22 protein-coding genes are annotated in these 21011 nt (G+C 42.2%); 17 read left to right on the top strand and 5 right to left on the bottom strand.

Translation table 11 applies throughout. From position 1 onward, the window contains the following. Positions 1-145 precede the first annotated feature (145 nt). Together G563_RS0124190 and G563_RS0124185 are read right to left on the bottom strand one after the other, a co-directional pair. Positions 146-1348, bottom strand: a complete 1203-nt coding sequence (locus G563_RS0124190; protein ID WP_028667603.1) for a glycosyltransferase family 9 protein — start codon at positions 1346-1348, stop codon at positions 146-148. Continuing rightward, positions 1345-2067: a DUF5672 family protein gene (locus G563_RS0124185; RefSeq protein WP_229598558.1), complete on the bottom strand. Its 723-nt coding sequence runs from the start codon at positions 2065-2067 to the stop codon at positions 1345-1347. Before G563_RS0124185 ends, G563_RS0124190 begins: the two co-directional genes overlap by 4 nt. Before the next feature lie 449 nt (positions 2068-2516). Between G563_RS0124185 and G563_RS0124180 the strand changes: the two genes are divergently transcribed. Next, on the top strand, positions 2517-3716 hold the full coding sequence (locus G563_RS0124180) for a glycosyltransferase family 9 protein (RefSeq protein WP_028667601.1): 1200 nt from the start codon (positions 2517-2519) through the stop codon (positions 3714-3716). Positions 3717-3826: 110 nt separating this feature from the next. Then, entirely contained in the window at positions 3827-4051 is a 225-nt protein-coding gene (locus G563_RS0124175) for a hypothetical protein (protein WP_028667600.1), read from the top strand. A gap of 18 nt (positions 4052-4069) precedes the next feature. On the opposite strand, the gene G563_RS0124170 is transcribed toward G563_RS0124175, so the two are convergent. The 3 genes from G563_RS0124170 to G563_RS38535 all read right to left on the bottom strand — a co-directional run bounded on the left by G563_RS0124170 (position 4070) and on the right by G563_RS38535 (position 6820). Next, positions 4070-6046 carry an alpha-1,4-glucan--maltose-1-phosphate maltosyltransferase gene (locus G563_RS0124170; RefSeq protein WP_028667599.1) on the bottom strand — a complete coding sequence of 659 codons (1977 nt, stop codon included), beginning with the start codon at positions 6044-6046 and terminating at the stop codon, positions 4070-4072. Positions 6047-6199: 153 nt separating this feature from the next. Continuing rightward, positions 6200-6571 (bottom strand): helix-turn-helix domain-containing protein, encoded by a 372-nt coding sequence (locus tag G563_RS0124165; RefSeq protein WP_028667598.1) that lies wholly within the window; start codon positions 6569-6571, stop codon positions 6200-6202. Positions 6572-6643: 72 nt separating this feature from the next. Further along, entirely contained in the window at positions 6644-6820 is a 177-nt protein-coding gene (locus G563_RS38535) for a hypothetical protein (RefSeq protein ID WP_169579805.1), read from the bottom strand. A 277-nt stretch (positions 6821-7097) separates the two neighbouring features. Here G563_RS38535 and G563_RS0124150 point away from each other — a divergent pair, with 277 nt between their 5' ends. From G563_RS0124150 to G563_RS0124080, 15 genes are all read left to right on the top strand, one after another. After that, positions 7098-8243, top strand: coding sequence for a sensor histidine kinase (locus G563_RS0124150; protein ID WP_028667597.1), 1146 nt, complete (start codon positions 7098-7100; stop codon positions 8241-8243). Further along, positions 8227-8997, top strand: a complete 771-nt coding sequence (locus G563_RS0124145) for a LytR/AlgR family response regulator transcription factor (protein WP_028667596.1) — start codon at positions 8227-8229, stop codon at positions 8995-8997. Before G563_RS0124150 ends, G563_RS0124145 begins: the two co-directional genes overlap by 17 nt. Positions 8998-9156: 159 nt before the next feature. After that, a complete protein-coding gene (locus G563_RS38230; RefSeq protein ID WP_157585581.1) occupies positions 9157-9294 on the top strand; it encodes a hypothetical protein in 138 nt (45 codons plus the stop codon). A gap of 26 nt (positions 9295-9320) precedes the next feature. Beyond that, complete coding sequence (locus tag G563_RS0124135) at positions 9321-12356, top strand: lantibiotic dehydratase (protein ID WP_084650964.1); 3036 nt, start codon at positions 9321-9323, stop codon at positions 12354-12356. 129 nt (positions 12357-12485) lie between these two features. Beyond that, positions 12486-12689, top strand: coding sequence for a hypothetical protein (locus G563_RS35720; RefSeq protein WP_037327995.1), 204 nt, complete (start codon positions 12486-12488; stop codon positions 12687-12689). A 19-nt stretch (positions 12690-12708) separates the two neighbouring features. Then, a complete protein-coding gene (locus tag G563_RS0124125; protein WP_028667594.1) occupies positions 12709-12909 on the top strand; it encodes a hypothetical protein in 201 nt (66 codons plus the stop codon). Beyond that, positions 12906-14117, top strand: a complete 1212-nt coding sequence (locus G563_RS35715; protein ID WP_051211167.1) for a radical SAM protein — start codon at positions 12906-12908, stop codon at positions 14115-14117. The genes G563_RS0124125 and G563_RS35715 overlap by 4 nt, the downstream gene beginning before the upstream one ends. 219 nt (positions 14118-14336) lie before the next feature. Then, entirely contained in the window at positions 14337-14540 is a 204-nt protein-coding gene (locus G563_RS0124115) for a hypothetical protein (RefSeq protein WP_157585579.1), read from the top strand. A 93-nt stretch (positions 14541-14633) separates the two neighbouring features. Next, positions 14634-14840, top strand: coding sequence for a hypothetical protein (locus G563_RS0124110; protein ID WP_028667592.1), 207 nt, complete (start codon positions 14634-14636; stop codon positions 14838-14840). Between the two features lie 66 nt (positions 14841-14906). Beyond that, positions 14907-15101 carry a hypothetical protein gene (locus G563_RS0124105; RefSeq protein WP_028667591.1) on the top strand — a complete coding sequence of 65 codons (195 nt, stop codon included), beginning with the start codon at positions 14907-14909 and terminating at the stop codon, positions 15099-15101. Between the two features lie 79 nt (positions 15102-15180). Beyond that, on the top strand, positions 15181-15381 hold the full coding sequence (locus tag G563_RS0124100) for a hypothetical protein (protein ID WP_028667590.1): 201 nt from the start codon (positions 15181-15183) through the stop codon (positions 15379-15381). A 68-nt stretch (positions 15382-15449) separates the two neighbouring features. Continuing rightward, positions 15450-16808 (top strand): radical SAM/SPASM domain-containing protein, encoded by a 1359-nt coding sequence (locus G563_RS35710; RefSeq protein WP_051211166.1) that lies wholly within the window; start codon positions 15450-15452, stop codon positions 16806-16808. An 11-nt stretch (positions 16809-16819) separates the two neighbouring features. Beyond that, complete coding sequence (locus G563_RS0124090) at positions 16820-17869, top strand: hypothetical protein (RefSeq protein ID WP_157585577.1); 1050 nt, start codon at positions 16820-16822, stop codon at positions 17867-17869. Between the two features lie 77 nt (positions 17870-17946). Then, complete coding sequence (locus tag G563_RS0124085) at positions 17947-20247, top strand: peptidase domain-containing ABC transporter (RefSeq protein ID WP_028667588.1); 2301 nt, start codon at positions 17947-17949, stop codon at positions 20245-20247. A gap of 24 nt (positions 20248-20271) precedes the next feature. Further along, positions 20272-20997: an HlyD family secretion protein gene (locus tag G563_RS0124080; RefSeq protein WP_028667587.1), complete on the top strand. Its 726-nt coding sequence runs from the start codon at positions 20272-20274 to the stop codon at positions 20995-20997. Positions 20998-21011: the final 14 nt, after the last annotated feature.

The following is a 21011-nucleotide window of genomic DNA, read 5'->3' as shown; positions in this document are numbered from 1 at the left end:
AATGACAATTCAGAGGCCGAACAGCTTTTTTCTACTAATAATTATACATTTTGGAGAAAAAACGGCCAATTGCGGCAAATTCTTTGGGTTTTTAAAAGATTTCAACCCCTATCATCTCAAAATTCTACTAATCTTAGCCCTCTTTTTATGCTTCACTTACCGAAGACTTTAAGATGGTTTGAATTTGCCCCACTACTTTTGATTGGACTTCCAAAGTTTCGAGTGGCTCAACGTACTCCACCAACACATTGGAACGATCAAATTTTAGACCAGCACTACGTATGTGATTGTGTTTCAAATACACCGGAAAATTGGCAATAGGAAAGAAGGGATAACCTGCGCTTTTGTAAAAAGTGAAAGTAGGACAAAAAACGCAACAAAGATGCTCAGGAAACGAATCCAAGGTAATGGCAAAAGAAGCACTCTTAGCCAAAACCGCAATCTCATAAATATTAATCTGAGAAGAAGAATCAATCAAATAGCTAGCATAAGCCGTATTGATTTGGGAGATGATTTGGGCCGAAAAACTAGTTTGTCCACAAAATACAATCGACAGCGGCTTTTCTTCTAGGATTTTGGTCAGCATTTGAGCCCAATACGCCGAGGATAGTTGCCGCTGCGGATGACCCGACTCAGGAAATACCAAACAATAATCACTGCCAATAGACGGGATTTTTTGTAAGACATTATGGAGTGTTAGGTCTGCGGGCAAATACAAATAAGGTTTTACCGACGCCAAGTCGCCCTCTACTCCAATTTCTTTCAAGAGCATCAGGTACATATCAAAATGATGAAACTCAGCAGTGGGAAGTTCAAACTCTTTGTCAAGCAAACCCCCTAATCCACGCCGACTAAATCCATAGGCTTTTTTTACTTTAATAAACGGTAAAATAAAATGAGCAACGGCATTAGAATACCTAAGATCGATATAATAATCATATTCTGAAGCCCTTAGTAAGGGAAGCGCTTCTTTGAAACTCCGGTAATGATCAACTACCTTGGCCCAAAATGAAATATTTTGGCGGTTTGTCTGGAAGTGATTTAACGTAATTAGCTGATTGATATAAGGATTAATCTGATTGATAGCTTGACACCATTTAGGAGCCAACAAATCAATCTGAGCCTTGGGATATTTTGCCTTAATGATTGGGAATATATAAGTAGTCGTAAGAGCGTCTCCTAGATGCCCCAACGAAGCAATCAGAATTTTCGGAGCATCTACTGACACGTCTGTTAGTTTCCGACGTTTGTAGAAAACCATTGAATATAAATCTACAAAAAAATCAATAACCCTCATAGGCAGGGTTTCACGGGGGGTACCAGAGTATTTGCGTTTTAAAAACTTCATATTGTTTTTTCACTCAACTCATAGCCAAACTTGGCTATTTCTTTTTTCCAAAATTCTGTCTCATAAATATCCCACGCATGGCACCCAAAAGGTAAGCCGCCGTTGAGTTTAACGGCTTTTTGGGGTAAATGCTCCGCCGAAAAACGAAGAGCTGTGCGCCAATCAGGAATCCGCAAACGAGGATAATATCTATTCATTTCGATACAAAAGAACATATCCTCGTTATAAAAATTGCTAGAATGAGAAAGGTACTCTTCGATTTTGGATTGATGTGCTAGTACTATATCCAATAGCTTCTGGGTTTTGCGAAGCGAAAAGCCCCCATTACCCACACTAAACTTCAACACTACATCATAAGGAATTACCTCATTCATCTCATTTTTGCTGCTCAATTGTAGCCAAATCGCCAATTTCTTTTTCAATAAAAAATAAGCATAATCCCAACCCGACGAAAACTCCCGCTCTATCCGCCAAGGTGCGCCAATATAGTCATACCCCTTATTGCACCAATATACCAACTCATCCTTAAACACAAATGCATCTAACTGATATATCAACATATACTTATAATCCAGAAAACGTTGATAAAATTCTGGAGCTAACATCAAACGATTATAGGTATGAACAGACTTAAAATAACTATCGTCGAAAGTTTCAACGCTTAGTTGAGGGTACTGTTTTTCTATATTTGTGATATCCAATGAGATTGGTTTAATCACTATCAAAGGATGTTTGCCTAGTACTTTCACGCATTGTTCTAAAGATACTTTTTCAAACGTTGATAGTGTATTTTTGTAAATTGGAATAATAACAGCTGCTAATGGCATAATTTCTTGTCAAAATGGTAGAGTTTTATCACAACAGTAATAATATAAAAACTCTTGTGCTTAGGATGTCTGACAAAGGTACAAAAAAATACCTTTGACTCTGTGACATAGCTTGCTATAACATCTTATGTCTTAGATAGAACACTAGTATGTATGGCCGTACTTTAGAAGAAATATACACTTACACTTTCAAGGTTTTCTATCTTTCTATCATGATATATTTACCCTATTACTAATTTTACGCTGCGGTTGATTTCCTCTAATTTGAAGTCCGTATGATGCCAGCAGATTTTATTTATACATAAATTTATCACAAACGCCTTGGTGCGTTTTTAAAAGCAATGATTGGTAAATCTCGTAAGTACTGTGCCCCTCGCCGTTTAAGCTATCCGCTTTGGCTGATGGATTTATTGGTGGACATTTATGCTCAATTTTTCTATAAACGACGCGCTCGGCCCAAAGTTGAATCTCCTCGGTTTTTAATACTTATGTCGGGGCACTTGGGAGATGCGCTCACGATGTCGTATCTTTTTCCGCTTATTCAAAAAACATACCCCGAATGTAGCATCGACGTAGTTGTAGGTGACTGGTGCGATCCTATTTTAGTGAACAATCCCTGCATCCGAAGGATTATTCATCTCAACCATGCCACTACCAATCGACGCAACATCAGTAAAATCGCTAAGTGGCGCGATCACATCCGTACGACTCGTACCGCTATCAAGTCTCTAAAAAACGAGACTTATAGTGTTTTTATTGATTTAAGATTTTCTGATTCTCCGTTTTTGTTTTTGTTGCCTTTTCTCCAAGTTCAAAAAGCCGTAGGTTTTGGTACGCGTGGATTAGGAGGACTGCTAGATGAAGAGTTTTTTTTACCTGATCGAGAGTTTCATCATTTAGAGTTACTATTAGATGTTTTGGGGGCAGTAGGCGTCAAAGCCACTTTGGCAGATATAAATCCTTACTTCAACTTTCCCGAAAAAGCCTCTCAAACTTTGGCTCAAAAACTCCCATTTTTGAACCAAGCACAGCCTTATATCCTCTTGTGCCCCGAAAGTGGCGCGGCTAGTCGATTTCTCCCTAATGATTTTTGGATTGAACTTGCTGGCAAAGTTCTTCATCAACAACAAGGGCTGCTGATTGGATGTGGGCAGCAAAATCAAACCAAAGAACTGCTTCAGCAAATAAAAATGGCTTATCCGACATACGAAGAGCGGGTATATGACGCAGTAGCCCAACTAAACCTCAACGAACTAGCAGCACTATCCCAAAAAGCGGCGATTGCTTTCACTTTAGAATCATTACCAGCACATTTGTGTTCTATTTACTGCCCTACAGTTTCATTTTTTTATAATGGGACAGGTTTGCAGTTTTTTCCTCTTTCCAATTTTCCGATATTGATTTTTCACAACCATGTGTTTAGTAAAAATCTCAGCATCGAGCGGCCCGGTTTTTTGAGTCAATACGTAGAGGCTTTTGATGAGGAGGTTATAGCACGAGCCATGGATTGGGTTCAAACACTGAATTTATCTCATCATTGAGCCGATTTTATAACTTACAGTGCGCTAAATGTGGTTGTGAGGGTTGATAAAAATCATTTGATTTGAACTATAAAAAGATTTAATTTGATTTTTCTAAACCTTTTCATGCAATGAATCAACCAAATTCTACCGAAGAGAAAGAGACACATTTTGCCAAAAGGCGCCAAAGGGGGCTGATTGTGGGAGGAGTGGGAGTAGCAACCCTTGGACTTGGTTTTTTGATTCAATACATTTTATATATGCACGATACTTCTTTTAATGGTATCATGTATGGTCTCACAAGTCTGGGTATTGTGCTAGTGCTGTATGCAGCGGTTGAGATTTTGGGATGGTAAACACATAAAAAAGGTTGGCTAAACGCCAACCTCCTTTGATACCACTTCTTCAATTCTAAACAAATGAAAAGGTAAGAAATAGGGGTCCAATTCGACATAGTTGAGTTCGCCTTTCCATACATATTTGGAGTCTGTCAGCAAATCATGTACGATGTATTCTTCCCAACCTGCTTTATCTATTTTTTGGATAGGAATCTTAATCATGTGACCCCGGCGATTGTATCCATCTAAATTCACGACGCACAGGATTTGATTGTCGCCCTGAATCTTGAGGTAAGCCATAAGCTGCTCATCATAAACCTCACAAAAAGTGATATTGTTGGTATGCTGCAATGCCACATTCTCTTTTCGGGCGCGATTCACTTGCGTAATTACGTAAGTAAGTTTATTGGTTTGCTCCCAATCCCAATGTTTGATTTCATATTTTTCGGAGTTCCAATATTCTTCTTTTCCCGGAAATGCTTCGTGCACCATGTATTCAAACGTTGGTCCAAAGATACCATAATTAGAAGACAGCGTAGCGGCTAAAAAGTAGCGAATCAAGAAGTTAGGCTCATGTCCTGTTTGGAGAAATGGTGGATTGATGTCGTGGGTATTAGGCCAAAAATTAGGTCTAAAATAATAGCGCATTTCTTCCTGCGTCAGCTCCGTCATGTACTCTGTCAGCTCCGCTTTGGTATTGCGCCAAGTAAAATAAGTATAAGATTGGCTATATCCTCCTTTGGCAAGCTGCTGCATGACTTTGGGTCGCGTAAAAGCCTCGGCCAAAAACAACATATCTGGATACGTTTGCTTGGTTTCGGCAATGACCCACTCCCAAAACGCAAAGGCTTTGGTGTGAGGATTGTCTACCCGAATGATGCGCACACCCCACTCGGCCCACAGGAAAATGATGCGTTTAAGTTCTTCCCACAAGCTCTGCCAAGCTTCGGTTTCAAAATTAATAGGATAAATATCTTGGTATTTTTTGGGGGGATTTTCGGCATATTGAATAGTGCCATCAGGCCGAATTTTGAACCATTCAGGATGCTCTTTAGCCCAGGGGTGGTCGGGCGAACACTGTAGGGCCAAATCCATCGCAATTTCCATACCATGAGCTTTACAAGCTTCAATCAACGCCTTAAAATCCTCTAAGGTACCCAATTCAGGATGAATAGCATCATGCCCTCCCAATTCAGAACCAATCCCATAAGGCACCCCCGGCTCTCCGGGCTGACATAGCACGTTGTTGTTTTTTCCTTTTCGAAACTGATTTCCAATAGGGTGAATAGGAGTCAAATAAAGCACATCAAAACCCATACGTTGAATACGGGGTAGTAAATCTATCACATCTCGAAAAGTACCATGCTGACCGGGTTCTTTGGATGCAGAGCGAGGAAACATAGAATACCAAGTAGAAAAACCAGCTTTGGGGCGGTCTACCCAAAGCTTGAGCTCATGATAGCGGCTCACATTTTCGCGAATGGGATACAAATCAATCCATTTTACCAATCGCTCGCTGATAGCATTGACAACGGCATCATCGTAGCGGCTTTCATCCCGAAATATCTTTACTACTTCTAAAATTGCCTTTTTATCTTCTTGGGGTGCGTGAGCGGCGGCCTTCTCAAGCAAATTAGCCCCTACGAGCAGTTCACTACTTACATGCTGGGCATCCCTAATTTTGAGCGTAATCTCATGCTCCCAAGACGCCAAATGATCTACCCAAGCTTCGATAGTATAATGATAAAAGCCTTCTTTTTGGGCAATAAACTCCGCCTGCCAGCGGTCATTATTGATGAGGCGCATCGGTACCTCACTCCATTTATTTTCGGATTGATGTTTGTAAAGAAGTCGAGCAGCTGTTTTATCATGACCATCGCAAAAAATGTCGGCTTTGACGGGGATGGTTTCTTGAGGTACAGATTTAATAAAAAAACGCCCTCCGTCTAATTCGGGGGTTACGCGCTCGATAATCACTCGATTTCTTCCTTTTATAGCGGCAAGCTTCATCATAGGTATGATTTAATTTTAGACCCTAAACCTAAAAAAATACCCCAACGTGAACAAACGTAGGGGCATGCAATTTATGTATTATTTATCAACTTTCTCAAAGAGACTCAATGCTTTAAATCTACAGATGTTTAGCCTAAAAGAGTACCTAGTTTTTCAAAAACCGATGCGGCGTCGCTCTTGAGAAGTTTGGTCTTTGTCTTGAATCAAGTCCACGATGATTCTGGTGGCAAGTTTTTCGCGCAGATACTGATTTTCGAGGCGTAGCTTTTCGTTCTCTATTTTCAATTTTTCTAATTCGAGATGCTGGATTTCCAACTCTAGGCTAGGTGCCTCACCAAGCAAGGTAAGAAGGGTAATACCATAGATTTCTGCAATCTGCATCAATCTCGACAGAGTAATATCCGTCTTGCCACGCTCTATATCACCATAAGACGTGGTGGAGATTCCTAATGAATCAGCCATGTTTTCTTGCGAAAAGCCGCGCTCAAGGCGTAGAAGTCTTATTTTGTCAGCAAGGGGTTTCATAATGACCTAAAAACATGAAAAGCCCCGCGATAGTTCGCGGGGCTTTTCTTTTGTTGTACTCTTTGCGTATGATTATTGAGCAGCTGAAGTATCAGCAGCAGTAGTATCAACAGCAGTAGTATCAACTGAAGCTGTAGTATCAACAGTTACAGTAGTAGTATCAGTAGTAGCAGCTTCTTCAGTTTTACCGCCACAAGCAGCTAAAGTTACCATACCAGCTACGAACAAGAATGCGAATGCTTTTTTCATTTTTTGTGATGTTTTAAGGTTTCCTCTACAAAGGTAAAGGCTTTTTTAATATTTACAATGGTTTTCTTAAAAAAATATTAAAAAATACTTAAAAATAGTATAGTTTCTTGAAAAATTCCTATTTTAAGTTTCCACCAATCAGTTATTCCTTTAAATTTACACTTGCCCTGCTTCAAAATCATGACTATGAGAAAGAAAATGTTTGCTTTTAAGGCACTTTTTTAGCTTATACGGCGGCATTTTCGACCTAAAACAAACTAAATCGTCAACATTCTCTTTGGGCAATAGAGTGGCTACTTTTAGTCAAAAATTTAATTCTTGGTTTAATAATGAGTCCTCCAATAGCTGGTTTCGGGTGGGGCTACATTTCTTTTTCTGGCTATTGATTTCGCCAGTAGTATGGTTCGAAATCATATGGGGGATCGCCAACTTAGGGCAATCATTGTGGGGAGCGGTAGTAATGTGGGTAGGTTATCTGGGCATTATTATTGGTAGTTATTATTGGTTTGTGAGTTTTATATTGCCTACTATTTACAACAACCAATGGCACTTTTTTGTCCTTCATCTTATAGGTATTTATTTATTCAATGCTTGGGGAAGCTACGGAGTAGGGATGTTGACAGCACGTTTTTTTGAGTTACCGCTCAAGTTCAAACGTGTTTTTGATATGTATGGGTCCAATTTCTGGTGGGGAGCTTTTAGTGTCAATGTGTTTGTGTACACTTTAAGCTTTACGATTTCCAACTGGACGATTCCACTTTTTTTAAAAACTGTCAAAGATTTTGTGATAGCGCGTACGCGCATCTTGAGGCTAGAACGCGACAATATACAACTTGAGTTGGACTTCTTGCGGTCGCAGATTCATCCCCATTTTATATTCAATGCCCTCAATAGCATCTATGCCACTGCTATCGAAAAAGATGAAGAAACAGCCATGTCGCTGCTTAAGCTCTCAGAGTTGTTACAGTATTCGATTTATGATTCTAGTCAAGAAACCATCGCGCTCACAAGAGAAATGAGTTTTTTGGAAGACTTTATGAGTATTGAGGCCATGCGTCAACGCGAGAATGCCACTTTGGCTTTTAGTTATGATAAAACCAATGCTCATTCTTTCAGGATTCCACCGTTGCTACTGGTGACATTGCTCGAAAATGCCTTTAAACACGGTATTCATTGTACCACCAAGCCTGCTTGGGTACAAAGCCAACTCCATATTTCTCCAGATGGACTTTTAATATTTACTGTTAAAAACTCAAAACCTCTTGTTCCGTTTTATGCAAAACAACCCAAAGGTGTAGGCCTCAACAATCTCAAAAGAAGACTTCAGCTGCTTTATCCCTCAGCCCATTCATTTACTATAAAAGATGAAAAAGACACTTTTTCAGTAGAATTACAACTACAGCTATATGGAAAACACGCTTAATTGTATCATTGTTGACGACGAACCTCCCGCTCAACAAGTATTAGAAAACTTTATTAGTCGGTTGCCTTTTTTAAACTTACTGCAAAAGTGTAACGACGCTTACATGGCTTTGAACGCAATTCATCAACACAGCCCTGATTTGATTTTTTTGGACATTAACATGCCCGAAATGTCGGGTATTGACCTCCTTAAAAGTTTTGCTCGCAACAGTCCACAAGTAATCGTAACTACGGCGTATCGGGATTATGCTTTGGAAGGTTTTGAATATGATGTGACCGATTATCTGCTCAAGCCAGTTCCTTTCGAACGATTCTTAAAAGCAGTTAATAAAGCCCGCGAACGATTTGATAAAAATAAAACACCCAAATCAACCGAAGCAACACCTGCATCCGTCCCTCCCGTTGAGACCAACGAAGGGTCAAAAGAGAAGGCTTTTATCTGGATCAAAGAAGGACGGAAGTTGCTACATATTCAGGTGGAAGATATTCTTTTTGTAGAAGGAATGAAAGATTATGTAAAGGTATACCTCAACGACAAACCCATCGTAACCTACCTAAGCATGAATAAAATTGAAGAAATGTTGCCTTCAGATTTGTTTTTGCGGGTACATCGCTCCTACCTCGTCAACAAAAGTTGCATCAAAGTAATCCAAGGAAATACATTAGAGACTACTATTTCGAAAGAGATTCCGATTGGAGTGAGTTATCGCGAAATAGTCCAAGAATTTGTGAACGGCTCTCTCACTAAAAGATAGGGCAAAATTGGTCGAAGCAAATCGGAAGTTAGTCGAGTAGAGCTCAATATTAGTCTAAAAACGCCCCACATTAGTCTAAATAATTAGCAGATATTTCAGAATAACAATTGTTTTGTTGCGCTTATGTTCCATTCCATCATTTAACCATTTTATTAAACTATGAAAACTTTCAACACTTCTAAAATCAAATTTGAGAAAAGAACAATTACTAAACTCAACAACCACAAAAAAGGCGCGAAGGGCAGCCAAGAAAATCTATCAGCTACCGGTACTACTATCATTGTAACCCACTGGTAAAACAAAAATCAAGAACCAAAGCAGGTATGAAGAGATGGCAATTATTCCCATTTTATGTAACCCGATTGCCATCTCTTTCATTGGACGATATTTGGGATACCGATATTTCCCCTGATTTTTTTAATCATTATTGGGCGATTCCGCTTGTTAAAGAAGCTCTTCTCTTGGCTTCACCGTCTTTTTACAAACACCTTGAAGAGTGTTTTCAACAACAAAACCTTCCTCTCAAAACCCAACAATCTTTTTGGAAGTATATCCAGCGGATGGCCAGTCGGTGTACACCTTTTGGGCTTTTTGCAGGCTATACTGTAGGGCTGTGGGGCGAGTACTCTGGCTTAAATTTTGAGAATCAGCAAGCCACAAGGGTGGCACAGCTAGACGGCGAATCTCTGGCTCAGCTTACCAAGGCTTTACTAGCAGAGCCTAAGATTTATGATAACCTTCTTTTTTTCCCTAACAACACCCTCTACGCTATCGACAGCCATTTGAGATATACAGAAAGTAAAGTCGAAGAAGGGAATCAAAGTTTTTTTGTGAGTGAAGTATCGCTCTCGGACGAATTGCAGACGGTACTCCAAAAAGCAAAAACTGGGGCTACTATCCAAGAACTTGGAGGTGTACTAATCAATGAAGAAATCACGGAGGAAGACGCTTTAGGTTTTATTGAGTTGTTGATAGAACAGCAACTACTCGTTTCGGAAATAGAACCCACGGTGACGGGTATGCCACATTTATGGCGGCTTTATCAAAAAATTTCGACGCTTGAAGGTGCTGATTCTCCTCTAGTTAAGACCTTGAAAGCAATCATTCATGACCTCGAATTTGCGCCCAACGAATTTGTAAGGCGCGAACAAATCATGGCGCACTTGGCTTCTATTGAGTCTTCTCTAGCCCAAGGTAACCTGCTTCATATCAATTTGCGTTTTGGCAACAACGCACTTCCCTTAAAAGGAACCTTTGTCAAACCACTCATTCACCAGATTCAAGAGCTTGAAGCACTCAATAAAGCCACTTTACCCAAAGCACTAGAAGATTTTTGTAAACGATTTAGAGAAAGATACGAAGACCGCGAAGTGGCTTTTTTGCAAGCTTTGGACGATGACTTTGGTATTGGCTATGGTCAAAACTCCGCTTTTTCGGGCTGGCTCGAAGATTTAGATTTTTCGTCAAATCTACAAAGTAATTCTTCTTGGGGTATTACCGATGCGCATAAGTTACAGCTTTGGTCTCAGTGTATAAAACAAAACAAGGCCGAAATAGAGCTACAAGCAAGCGACTTAGCCAAGCTATCCACCTCAAGCCCATCTCCTTTGCCTAGCAATTTTTTTGTTTTTGGGAGTCTTCTTAGCCCATCTATCAAGGCCTTAGAAGCGGGCGATTTTAGCTTTTGTCTCAATGGGGTGGAAGGGCCTTCGGCGGTCAATCTACTTGGAAGATTTTGTAACGGTGATGCCCATCTTACTAAACTTGTTCGTGGGTGTATTCAGCAAGAGGAAAACCAACATCCCCATGTTATTTTTGCGGAGGTGGTACATTCGCCCGAAGGCCGTCTCTCCAATGTAATTACTCGCCCCCAACTTAGAGCCTACGAAATCCCTTATGTAGGGCAAAGTAGCGTAGATGATGACCATACTATTTCATTGGATGATTTGATGATTTCGGTTACTTCCAATCACCGAATCATAGTCCGTTCCAAACGTCTGCAAAAGGAAATTATTCCTCGCCTATCTACCGCACACAACTACCGCAACGGCTTAGGAGTATATCGGTTTTTGTGCGACTTACAGGGTCAGTACGGGCGGTTGAGAATTTACTGGCAATGGGGCGAGTTAGAGTCTCTTCCCTTTTTGCCTCGCGTACGCTATAAGCAAGTCATTTTGAGCCGAGCCACTTGGCATCTTTCGGTGGAGTATTTCAAAACACCCTTGACTTTTGCGCACATCGAAGAATGGTTTCGACAGTATCCTTTGTTTCCCGATAAAGTCAGCATTTCGGAAGGTGACAATGAACTACTATTGGATCTTTCAAAGCCTTTTTGCCAAGAAATACTAATTACCACTCTACAAGCCCGCAAAAAAATCAGCCTTAGTGAATGGCTACAATCGCCCGACCAATGCTGGGTGCAAGGCCCACACCAAAAGAGATATACCAATGAGATGATTATTCCGGGTTGGAACCCAGCGGCAGAAGTCATCCCACCTCTGCCACCATTTTCTCATTCTGTATGCACAAAACAAGTTTTTTTTCCGGGCGAAGAATGGCTCTCTTTGAAATTGTACGCAGGAGAATCTACGATTGAACATTTCCTCATTCACGCGCTTCCTACCTTAACCTTATCCTTAAAATCCCAGGATTGTATCCAAGAATGGTTTTTTGTACGCTTTGCCGACCCTCATTCTCATTTGCGTTTGCGTTTTAGGCATCACTCTAGCGATTCGGCTGTTCTCTCATTACTCAATCTTGCTTTGCGTACTTATCTTGATGCGGGTACGATCTACAAAGTACAAATTGACACTTATCAGCGCGAAATCGAACGTTATCATTTATTTCCCATAAAAATCAGTGAGGAGATTTTTACGGCTGATAGTGAGGCCATCTTAGCTTATCTCAGTCATACTCCCGACGACAATCAGAAAGGGTATTTTGCATTAAGCAACGTAAGTTATTGGTTAGATGATTTTGGGTTGGATTTGAATCAAAAAGTAGAAATTCTCGCCTTACTTCAAAGTCGTTTTTTGAGTGAACACGCTCCCAATCTCAAAACACAACTCAACGACAAATACCGCCGAGAGTTTTCTTTGATTGAAGAAGCACTCTTAAAGACCAATCTAGCAGAGGTGTCTGTCCTTCTTCAACGCTCAGAAAAAGTAAGGGCTTTAATAGAATCTTATTTGCCTGTATCCAAGCAAGCTTTTGAGGTCATTGCCAGTTATATTCATCTTTCACTTAATCGGCTCTTTGCCAATGCGCCTCGTACGCACGAACTTATCGTTTATCACTTTCTTCTGAGGTTTTATAGCTCCGAAAGCGCACGCCAACGAAAATCCAAACTTCTGGAGTAGGCTTACATTCGTCGAGTAGAACCCAAAATTCGTCTAAATTTTTTTTTTGCTTTTTTATTAGACTGTATCCTTGCTACCACAATCCGTTTGGCGTGGTATATCATATGTCATTAACCTATTTCCTTATCTATGAAAAAGACACTGAATTTTTTTGTAGCAACAGCTAGTGACTTAGACTTAGCGATGCAATCCACCAACAACCTTATCGAACTCCTCTCAGAGGAAGAGTCTTTACAAGTAAGAGGAGGCGACAAAGATTTTACGCCCACTTCGCAATTTGACAGAGACAAAGACCCCAAAACGACAGCACCTTTTTTGTTAATCAATTTTTAAACTTAACCTTAGATAAGTCATGAAAAAGTGGTTTTCGCTTCCTGCTTCCAAAAAAGCCAATAAAAAACTCTTAGATGAACTCAAAAATCTAGAAGAAGACAACTTAGATATCATTACGGGAGGTGCCCAAAAAGATTTTGACGGTCAAAATGTAGGTTGGATTAAAGACGGCCTTAGCAATCAGGCCAAAACCGAATCATTTCCGACCAATGACCAATGAGCCGTCGCCGAAGCGCTCATATCAAAGGCCTCGTACTCAAAGTTACGAGTAGGTGCAACCTCAACTGCACTTACTGCTATGTTTATAACAAAGGAGACACTACTTACAAAGCGCAGCCCAAGCGCATGAGCGATGAGACAGTAGAGGCTATTCTGAAAAGAGTGGCACACTATTGTCGGCGGCACCGCCTTAGGCATTTTCGATTTATATTTCACGGAGGAGAGCCCTTGCTACTCCCATCATCCTTTTATGAAAAATTTGTAAGGCAAGCATTTCGTCTGTTACCATCTTATACGCAGGCGGTTTTTTCGTTACAAACCAACGGCACCTTACTTACGGCCGATTGGTGTCAGCAGCTAGGAGATTGGGGGTTTCGACTTGGATTCAGCCTAGACGGGCCTCCACACCTACACGACTCTTATCGGGTGGATTTTGCGGGCCAAGGCTCCTATCATGACACCATACGTGGGCTAAAGCTCGCCCAAAATCACCCCGCCCTTCCTTTTCATCCAGGAGTTTTGTGCGTAATTGACCCCACTACCAACCCTTTAGAAGTATTCCGACATTTTTTATCGCTCCAAGTTCGTTTCCTCAATTTTCTCTTTCCCGACTATACCCACACTTCCTATCCGTGGCGTAATGCCCACCCTGCTACGCCCCTTGCCGACTGGCTTTTGGCAGTCTTTGACGATTGGTGGCAACTTCCCTCTCAGCAAAGACCTTACATCCCTTATTTCCAACACATTATCCAACTCATCCTCGGATTAGCTTCCAGTGCCGATGAAGTAGGCAGGGATGCTCATTTGTTTTTAATTATTGATACCGACGGCAGTATCGAAGCCCAAGACTCGCTCAAGGTATGCGCACATGGCATTACGAAAGAAGGCTACAATGTAACCACACATTCGTTGGAAGAAGCCTTAGAAGCACCTTTGATTCAGCTATGCGCCCAGAGCCATCAAGAGCTCCCTTCAGCCTGTCGGCGATGCCCTATCAAGGAGGTCTGCGGGGGAGGATTTATTGTACATCGCTATCATCCAAGCAATGGATTCAATAATCCCTCGGTCTACTGCCGGGATTTGTTAAAACTCATTACCCACATCCAAAACAAACTACTCCAACGCTTACCAGTATCTTTTGTGGAGAAGGCTCAATTGGCACCACTTTCTTATCAAGAGGCATTGCTTCAGCTTCACTACGAGGCCTAAAACCCTAAACTCCTCAAGTTTCATTCGTCGAGTGTACAAAAAAAGCTTCTTGAGAAGGCTCAAATTCGTCGAGTATCTGCTAAACTCCGTCTAATTTTTTTTCTGTTCCGCGCCTAATCTGCCAATTTTCGAATGTCAAAACGACAGGGAGTTGAATCGAAAGGCGCCCCGATAAGCCTCCTGAATCATTTATTTCATTTCTCTAAACCACTTTCAATCATGGCAACGAAATCGCTAGGAGACATCCTTAACAAACTTGACGGAACTGAGAATCCAGAAGAAGGATTTGCTGAACTAACCCCTGAAGAAGCTGAAGAACTCGCCGGAGGACATGAGCTAAATGTAGCCTGCGGCTCTGGCAACAACAAAGGATGCCCAGTAAGTAATACGAGCTGCGGCCCCGCTGCGGCAGAAGTCAGTTAGAGATAAGCCCTATCGGCTGGCAAGAAAAACCTTCCCGGCCGATAGTTCTCCACAGATTCCATCAACCATCACTTTCAGCCAATTTAAAAGTTCATGAAAAATCCTTCCAAATTTAGCCTTGACGAACTCGCATCTCAGGGTGAAGGCTTTGAAGACATCTCACCAGATGAAGCAGAAGAACTCGCAGGAGGTTTTGACCGAAATACGGGCTGCCCTTCTACTGGCAACGACAAAAACAACAGTTGCCCCGTAAGCAACAACAGTTGTCCTCCTTCTTCGGCTTCTATTGACCTCACTTGATAGAGCTTATAACACTGAGGTTCCCTTTTTTTAATTTATAAAATCATCTCTAAACTTTCAATTCTCATGGCAAATCCATCTAAACTCAAACTCGACGAACTCGCATCACAAGGAGAAGGCTTTGAAGATATCTCACCCGAAGAAGCCGAAGAACTAGCAGGAGGTCACGAACTCAACGTATCCTGTGGCTCTGGCAACAACAAAGGATGCCCCATCAGCAATACTGGCTGTGGCCCTAAAGCAGCAGAAGTGGCTGAATAAAACCTCAGCTGCAGGCGGGCCACTACCAACGACCCGCCTGCTTTTCAAAACCTCAATTTTCAAAATTAAAATAACTGCCATGAATACTCCCTCCAAGCGCAATATAGACCAGCTAGTGTCTCAGACGTCTGAACAGGTGAAAGATATCACTCCCCAAGAAGCCGAAGAACTAGCCGGAGGCGTTGAGACAAATATCAGCTGCTCTGGCAACAACAAAAATGATAGCTGCACGGTAAGCAACAGCAGCTGTGACCCTCATACTGTAGTTTCCCATAAGTGATTATATCTCATTTTACAAATTACTGTTATCTGTCTTTCGTAAAACCCATTAATCATTCCTGCATCAAAATGGACTTCAAGCTATCACAATACCTCGTCGTGACCGAACCTGTCACAGAACGCAAACGAGTGCTTTTTGCTACTCGTACGGCTCGTACCTTGGTCATCACCAATTCCCTCTACGACAAGCTAATGCGTGGTGCTTGGGATGAAATTGAGGATCAGGTTTTTGAGAAAATGTTACAAATAGAAGCCATCGTTCCGGCCGATAATGATGAACTCAAAACCATCATTAGTCGCAACAAAGCCGCAGTGGCTGATGGCAATACCCTCTACCACGTGATTCAACCTACGGCAATGTGCCAATTGGGCTGTGGCTATTGTGGACAAAATCATACCAAAGATTATATATCGTCCGAAAATTATGATCGTATATTAACTCGTATCGAAAGTAAATTTGAAAAGAAAAAATACAAGCACGTAGAAATATCGTGGTTTGGGGGTGAACCTCTGATGGCTTATGCCCAAATTCGCGCTCTTACGCCTCGTATTCAGGCGATTGCGGCAAAGCATGGATGTAGCTATAGTAGCAAAGTCGTCACAAACGGACTAAGTTTAAAAGAACCTGTTTTCTTAGAACTGGCCCAAAAATACGGTGTTACTAGCATGGAAGTGACCCTCGATGGTACCGCCGAATACCACGACGCGCGCCGCCACACCAAAGAGGGACTTTCTACTTTCAAATTGATTTTTCAGAATCTTCTAAAAATATATAACCGACCTGATTTCAAAGAGTTAGGTTGTTCGATTTCGATTCGGTGCAATGTAGACGAACGAAACAACGAGAGTGTAAAACCACTTCTACAACTCCTTGCTGAGCATAATCTACAAGACAAAATCTCCTATTTCTACGTAGCTCCCATTCACTCTTGGGGCAACGATGCTCATTTACTATCGCTTGAAAAGAAAGCTTTTGCCCAACAAGAAATGGATTGGATTCTCGAAATGTTCAGATTAGGTTTCAATCCTCGTTTACTACCCGGTCTCAATCCAGTGGTATGTCTATCCGTCACTCCCGATGCCGAGGTATTTGATGCTTTTGGTAATGTCTTCGACTGTACCGAAGTACCCTATGTGTCGGCTTATGAAAATACCCCCTATGTATTGGGAAATGTGAGCAATGGCCTCGAAACCATCTCCGAGCACCGCCCGTTGCTGTCGTTTCATGATGAAGTAGCCGAAGGCGGACATTATCCCTGCACTACCTGCCGAATGCTTCCTGTATGCGGTGGTGGCTGCCCCAAATCTTGGCGTGAAGGAATGGCTCCTTGCCCTACCAACAAATTCAATATCGAAGAAAAGCTCAAGTTGTACTATGCTCTCCAAAAACGAGGCAAAGAAAAACTGGTAGAACTCCTAAACCAATAAACTCCCAAGCCATGAACCGATTTGTGTATGCTACCCTCTTACAAGAGATGCAAGAGTTGCTGAGTGCCGTAGAATCTGGGGCATCTTCTACCAAGCGGGACTTAATCCACGATAATATCTACGCCGATACCCTCACAGAGTTATCCAAAAATTATGCCGCTACCCAATGGCGTAGTTTAAGCTACCTCTGGACTAGGTACGAAAAAGGCCTAGCGGAAGCTCGCAATGGGCAGTTTCAAGTATCGCAACGTATATTTGACGAAGTAGAACATTACAGACACCATACTCCTGCCGATTTATCGCTTTTTCCCTATTTGGTAGAGGTTTCGGCATTGCCAGCCATTGCTTATTTACGTTACAAACAAAAAAACTATGTTGAGGCCGAAACCTTACTTTTATCGGCAATCGACAACGACGCTCTGCTTACAGCACAGGATTTTTATATCCTCGAATACCACCGTATTCAGCAGTTGCACAATCTAGCAAGGCTGTATTTTTCACAACAACGCTTAGAAGAAGCTGCGGGTGTGATTGGGCAAGCATTGCGCTTTATGGTGTATGGACATATACCTACCCTGGGCGACCAATGGTTAGAAAAATACCTGCGCCAAGCCCCCGTCCAACTACGCTCAGACATGCTGCTACAACTGAGTAGCGAAACCATCAGCATTTTCTTAAACTATCTGTCTACCGAACGTGAGTTGTTTGAGATAGCTTTCAAAAATCTTACTTTTTGGGAAGCCGCTACCGCCGATGAACATGCCATGCTGGAATGGTTTGAACTCAAAGAGGCATTTTATGCACCCCAAGTATCAGAAGATATTTTACAGCGCACTGTCGCTTTCTTCAAACATCAGCCGTCTCATTTTGACATCTATAAATTGGCATTGCTTGTCGAGCTTACTAAACAATTGAGTCAAGGGGGGCTTTATGACACACATTGGCAAAGTATCGCCGAACAATTCGTCAACAAACTCAAAGTATCCTCCCGCCAACGTGCCTCATGTGTACTTTTTCTCAAAAATGTACTCTCTCCCTCCGAAGAATTGGCCTCTGTCTAAGTATGTGGCAAGCCACTGGTAATCAACACGATTAGCAGTCAAATATTCATCATTAACTACGCATAAGCACTTATACTATGGCAAACCGCTACAAATATTACCGTCAGCTCGATATGATGGATTGCGGGCCCACTTGTCTGAAGATGGCCGCGGCCTTCTACGGCAAAGATTATTCGTTGGAGTACCTTCGCGCCAATTCCTACATCACTCGCCAAGGAGTGAGCTTGTTGGGTATTAGCGAAGCCGCCGAAAAAATTGGTTTCAAAACCCTCCGCGCCAAACTCTCCTACAAACAACTCACTCAAGACGCCCCTCTCCCCTGTGTATTGCATTGGAATCAAGAGCATTTTGTAGTACTGTATGAAGTAAAAAGAGATTTTTGGCGGTTTTTGCCTTTTCGTCAAGAACAAGCCGAACGGCTCCTCGTAGCTGACCCTAGCCACGGTATGGTCAACCTCGACAAAGCCACTTTTATGAAATGCTGGGGGGCTGCCGACGACGGGCGCGGGATTGCCTTACTCCTAGAGCCTACCCCGGAGTTTTATCAACTCAGCGAGGAAACGAAAGAACGAAAGACGGGTTTTAAATTTTTATTTGAATACCTCAATCCTTACAAGCGACATATCACACAAGTGCTTTTAGGGATGTGTTTGGGAAGTGTCATAAGCCTTATTTTTCCTTTTTTAACCCAAAGTTTAATCGACTTTGGGATTCATCGGCACAATGTCTCCTTTATCCATCTCATTCTGCTTTCGCAGTTGTTGCTCTTTATTGGCAATGTATCTGTCGACCTCATCCGAAACTGGATATTGCTTCACATTAGTACGCGAGTGAGCGTCACGATTATTTCCAACTTTCTGATGAAGCTCATGAAGTTGCCGATTAGTTTTTTTGAATCCAAAAACATTGGCGACATCTCGCAGCGTATCCAAGACCATCACCGCATCGAATCTTTTTTGACCGGAGCCTCTCTCAATACTCTTTTTTCGGTTGTCAACTTGGTGATTTTTTCCGTCATTCTGGGCATTTATGGTACCCAACTTTTGGCGGTTTTTGCCATTGGGAGTCTGATTTCGATTGGCTGGATTATGTTTTTCTTACGTCAACGTAAAGACTTGGATTACAGAAGATTTCAGCGAATGCGCGAAAACCAAAACACGATTTATGAGCTCATCACGGGTATGCAGGAAATCAAGCTCAACAATTGTGAAAAAGCACGCCGCTGGGAATGGGAACGAATTCAGGCCAAACTTTTCAAAATCAATATCAAAAGCCTAGCCCTCGAACAATACCAAGAAGTAGGGGCTTCTTTTGTGACTCAACTCAAAAATATTTTGATTTCGTATTTGGCGGCTATGCTTGTCATCAACAACCAAATTACCTTGGGTGCGATGCTGAGTATTTCGTACATCATCGGACAAATGAACGGTCCTCTGAGCCAACTCATGCAGTTTATCAGAAGTGTGCAAGATGCAAAAATCAGCCTCGACCGTTTAGGTGAAATCCATAATAAACCCGATGAAGAAATCGACGAAGAAAAGCTTTTGGGGAGAGTTTTCCAGCACGAAACCCCTATGGCAGAATCTACCGAGGCACTCTATTTTGATGATGATACCTTAGCGGCGGTATCACATCGCCGTGGCATTACGCTTCGCAATGTTTCGTTTCGCTATGGCGGGCCGCACTCTTCTTTGGTTCTCAAAAATCTCAATTTACACATTCCAGAGGGAAAAGTGACGGCTATTGTGGGCACGAGTGGAAGTGGGAAAACCACCCTTCTCAAGCTCCTACTGAAGTTTTATGCCCCTTCGGAAGGCGAAATCATCGTCAATCACTGCAACTTACTCGACTTATCGGCCAAAGAATGGCGCAAAGGCTGCGGTACAGTCATGCAGGATGGGTATATTTTTTCGGATACTATCGCTCGCAATATAGCGGTCGATGGCAATACCGTCGATGAAGACCGACTTTGGGACTCAGTAAGGGTCGCCAATCTTCAAGACTACATCCGTAAGCTTCCCTTAGGGTTTGTTACCAAAATAGGTAATACCGGTGCAGGCCTTAGCGGGGGCCAACGGCAACGATTGTTTATTGCACGAGCGGTTTACAAAAACCCCACTTACTTATTTTTTGACGAAGCCACCAGCGCCTTAGATGCCAACAACGAGCGGGTTATTATGGAAAATCTCGAACGTTTCTTTAAAGGTCGCACTGTAATAGTAATCGCTCACCGCTTAAGTACGGTCAAAAACGCCGACCAAATCGTAGTCTTAGAAGATGGTATGGTCAAAGAAGTGGGAAATCATGCCCAACTCACCGCCCGCAAAGGTGCCTATTTTGAACTGGTGAAGAATCAACTCGAACTGGCTGAGAGCTAATCAGCCTCCAAATGCACTATTACTATGCCACAGTCAGATATTCATAATCGCTATGAGCTTCACAGCGGCGAATTGCAAGAAATCATCGGTCATGTACCTCATTGGATCATTAGATGGGGGATTACGATCTTAGCAGGGGTTATCGCCATTTTGGTGCTCGTCTCGCACACTATTCGCTACCCTGACAGCCTCAACGCCCAAGCACTCATCAATGCCAAAGACCAGCCCCAAAAAATCATTTGGTACATCACTGACCCTCTCGTCACTTATCGTACTCACGTAGGAGACAGTCAGCAGGTGAAAGTAGGCGACACTTTGGTGTCTGAAATTGATGCCGCCCACAAAACTACCAAGCCAGTACGGGCGCGGGTTTCAGGAAAAACCTATCTCATCAAAGGAGTCGAAAACAATCCCAAAGCTTTTATGCTTTTGGTAGTACCGACGGTGACGTCTTACGAAGTACAGCTCAAACTCCCCATCAAAGGAGCTGGACGAGTGAAAAAAGGGCAAAGAGTACTTATCAAACTCGATCCTTATCCCGACAATCAGTATGGTTTTTTGGAAGGATATGTCTCAGGGGTAGTACCTGTCTCGCTTGATAATCATTACCGTGCCAACGTCACCCTTAGCAATGGCCTTGTTACCAATACCGGCAACAAACTCCCCATCCAACCTTTGTTACAAGGAACTGCCGAAATTATGCTTGACGACGAACGGCTTCTCAGTCGCATTTTCAAGTCAATCATCTAGCTTATTAGATTTTT

Source organism: Runella zeae DSM 19591, from assembly GCF_000423565.1.
Classification (GTDB): Bacteria; Bacteroidota; Bacteroidia; order Cytophagales; family Spirosomataceae; genus Runella; species Runella zeae.
The sequence above is the reverse complement of the archived record's forward strand: the minus strand, read 5'-3'. Positions and strand labels throughout refer to the sequence as shown.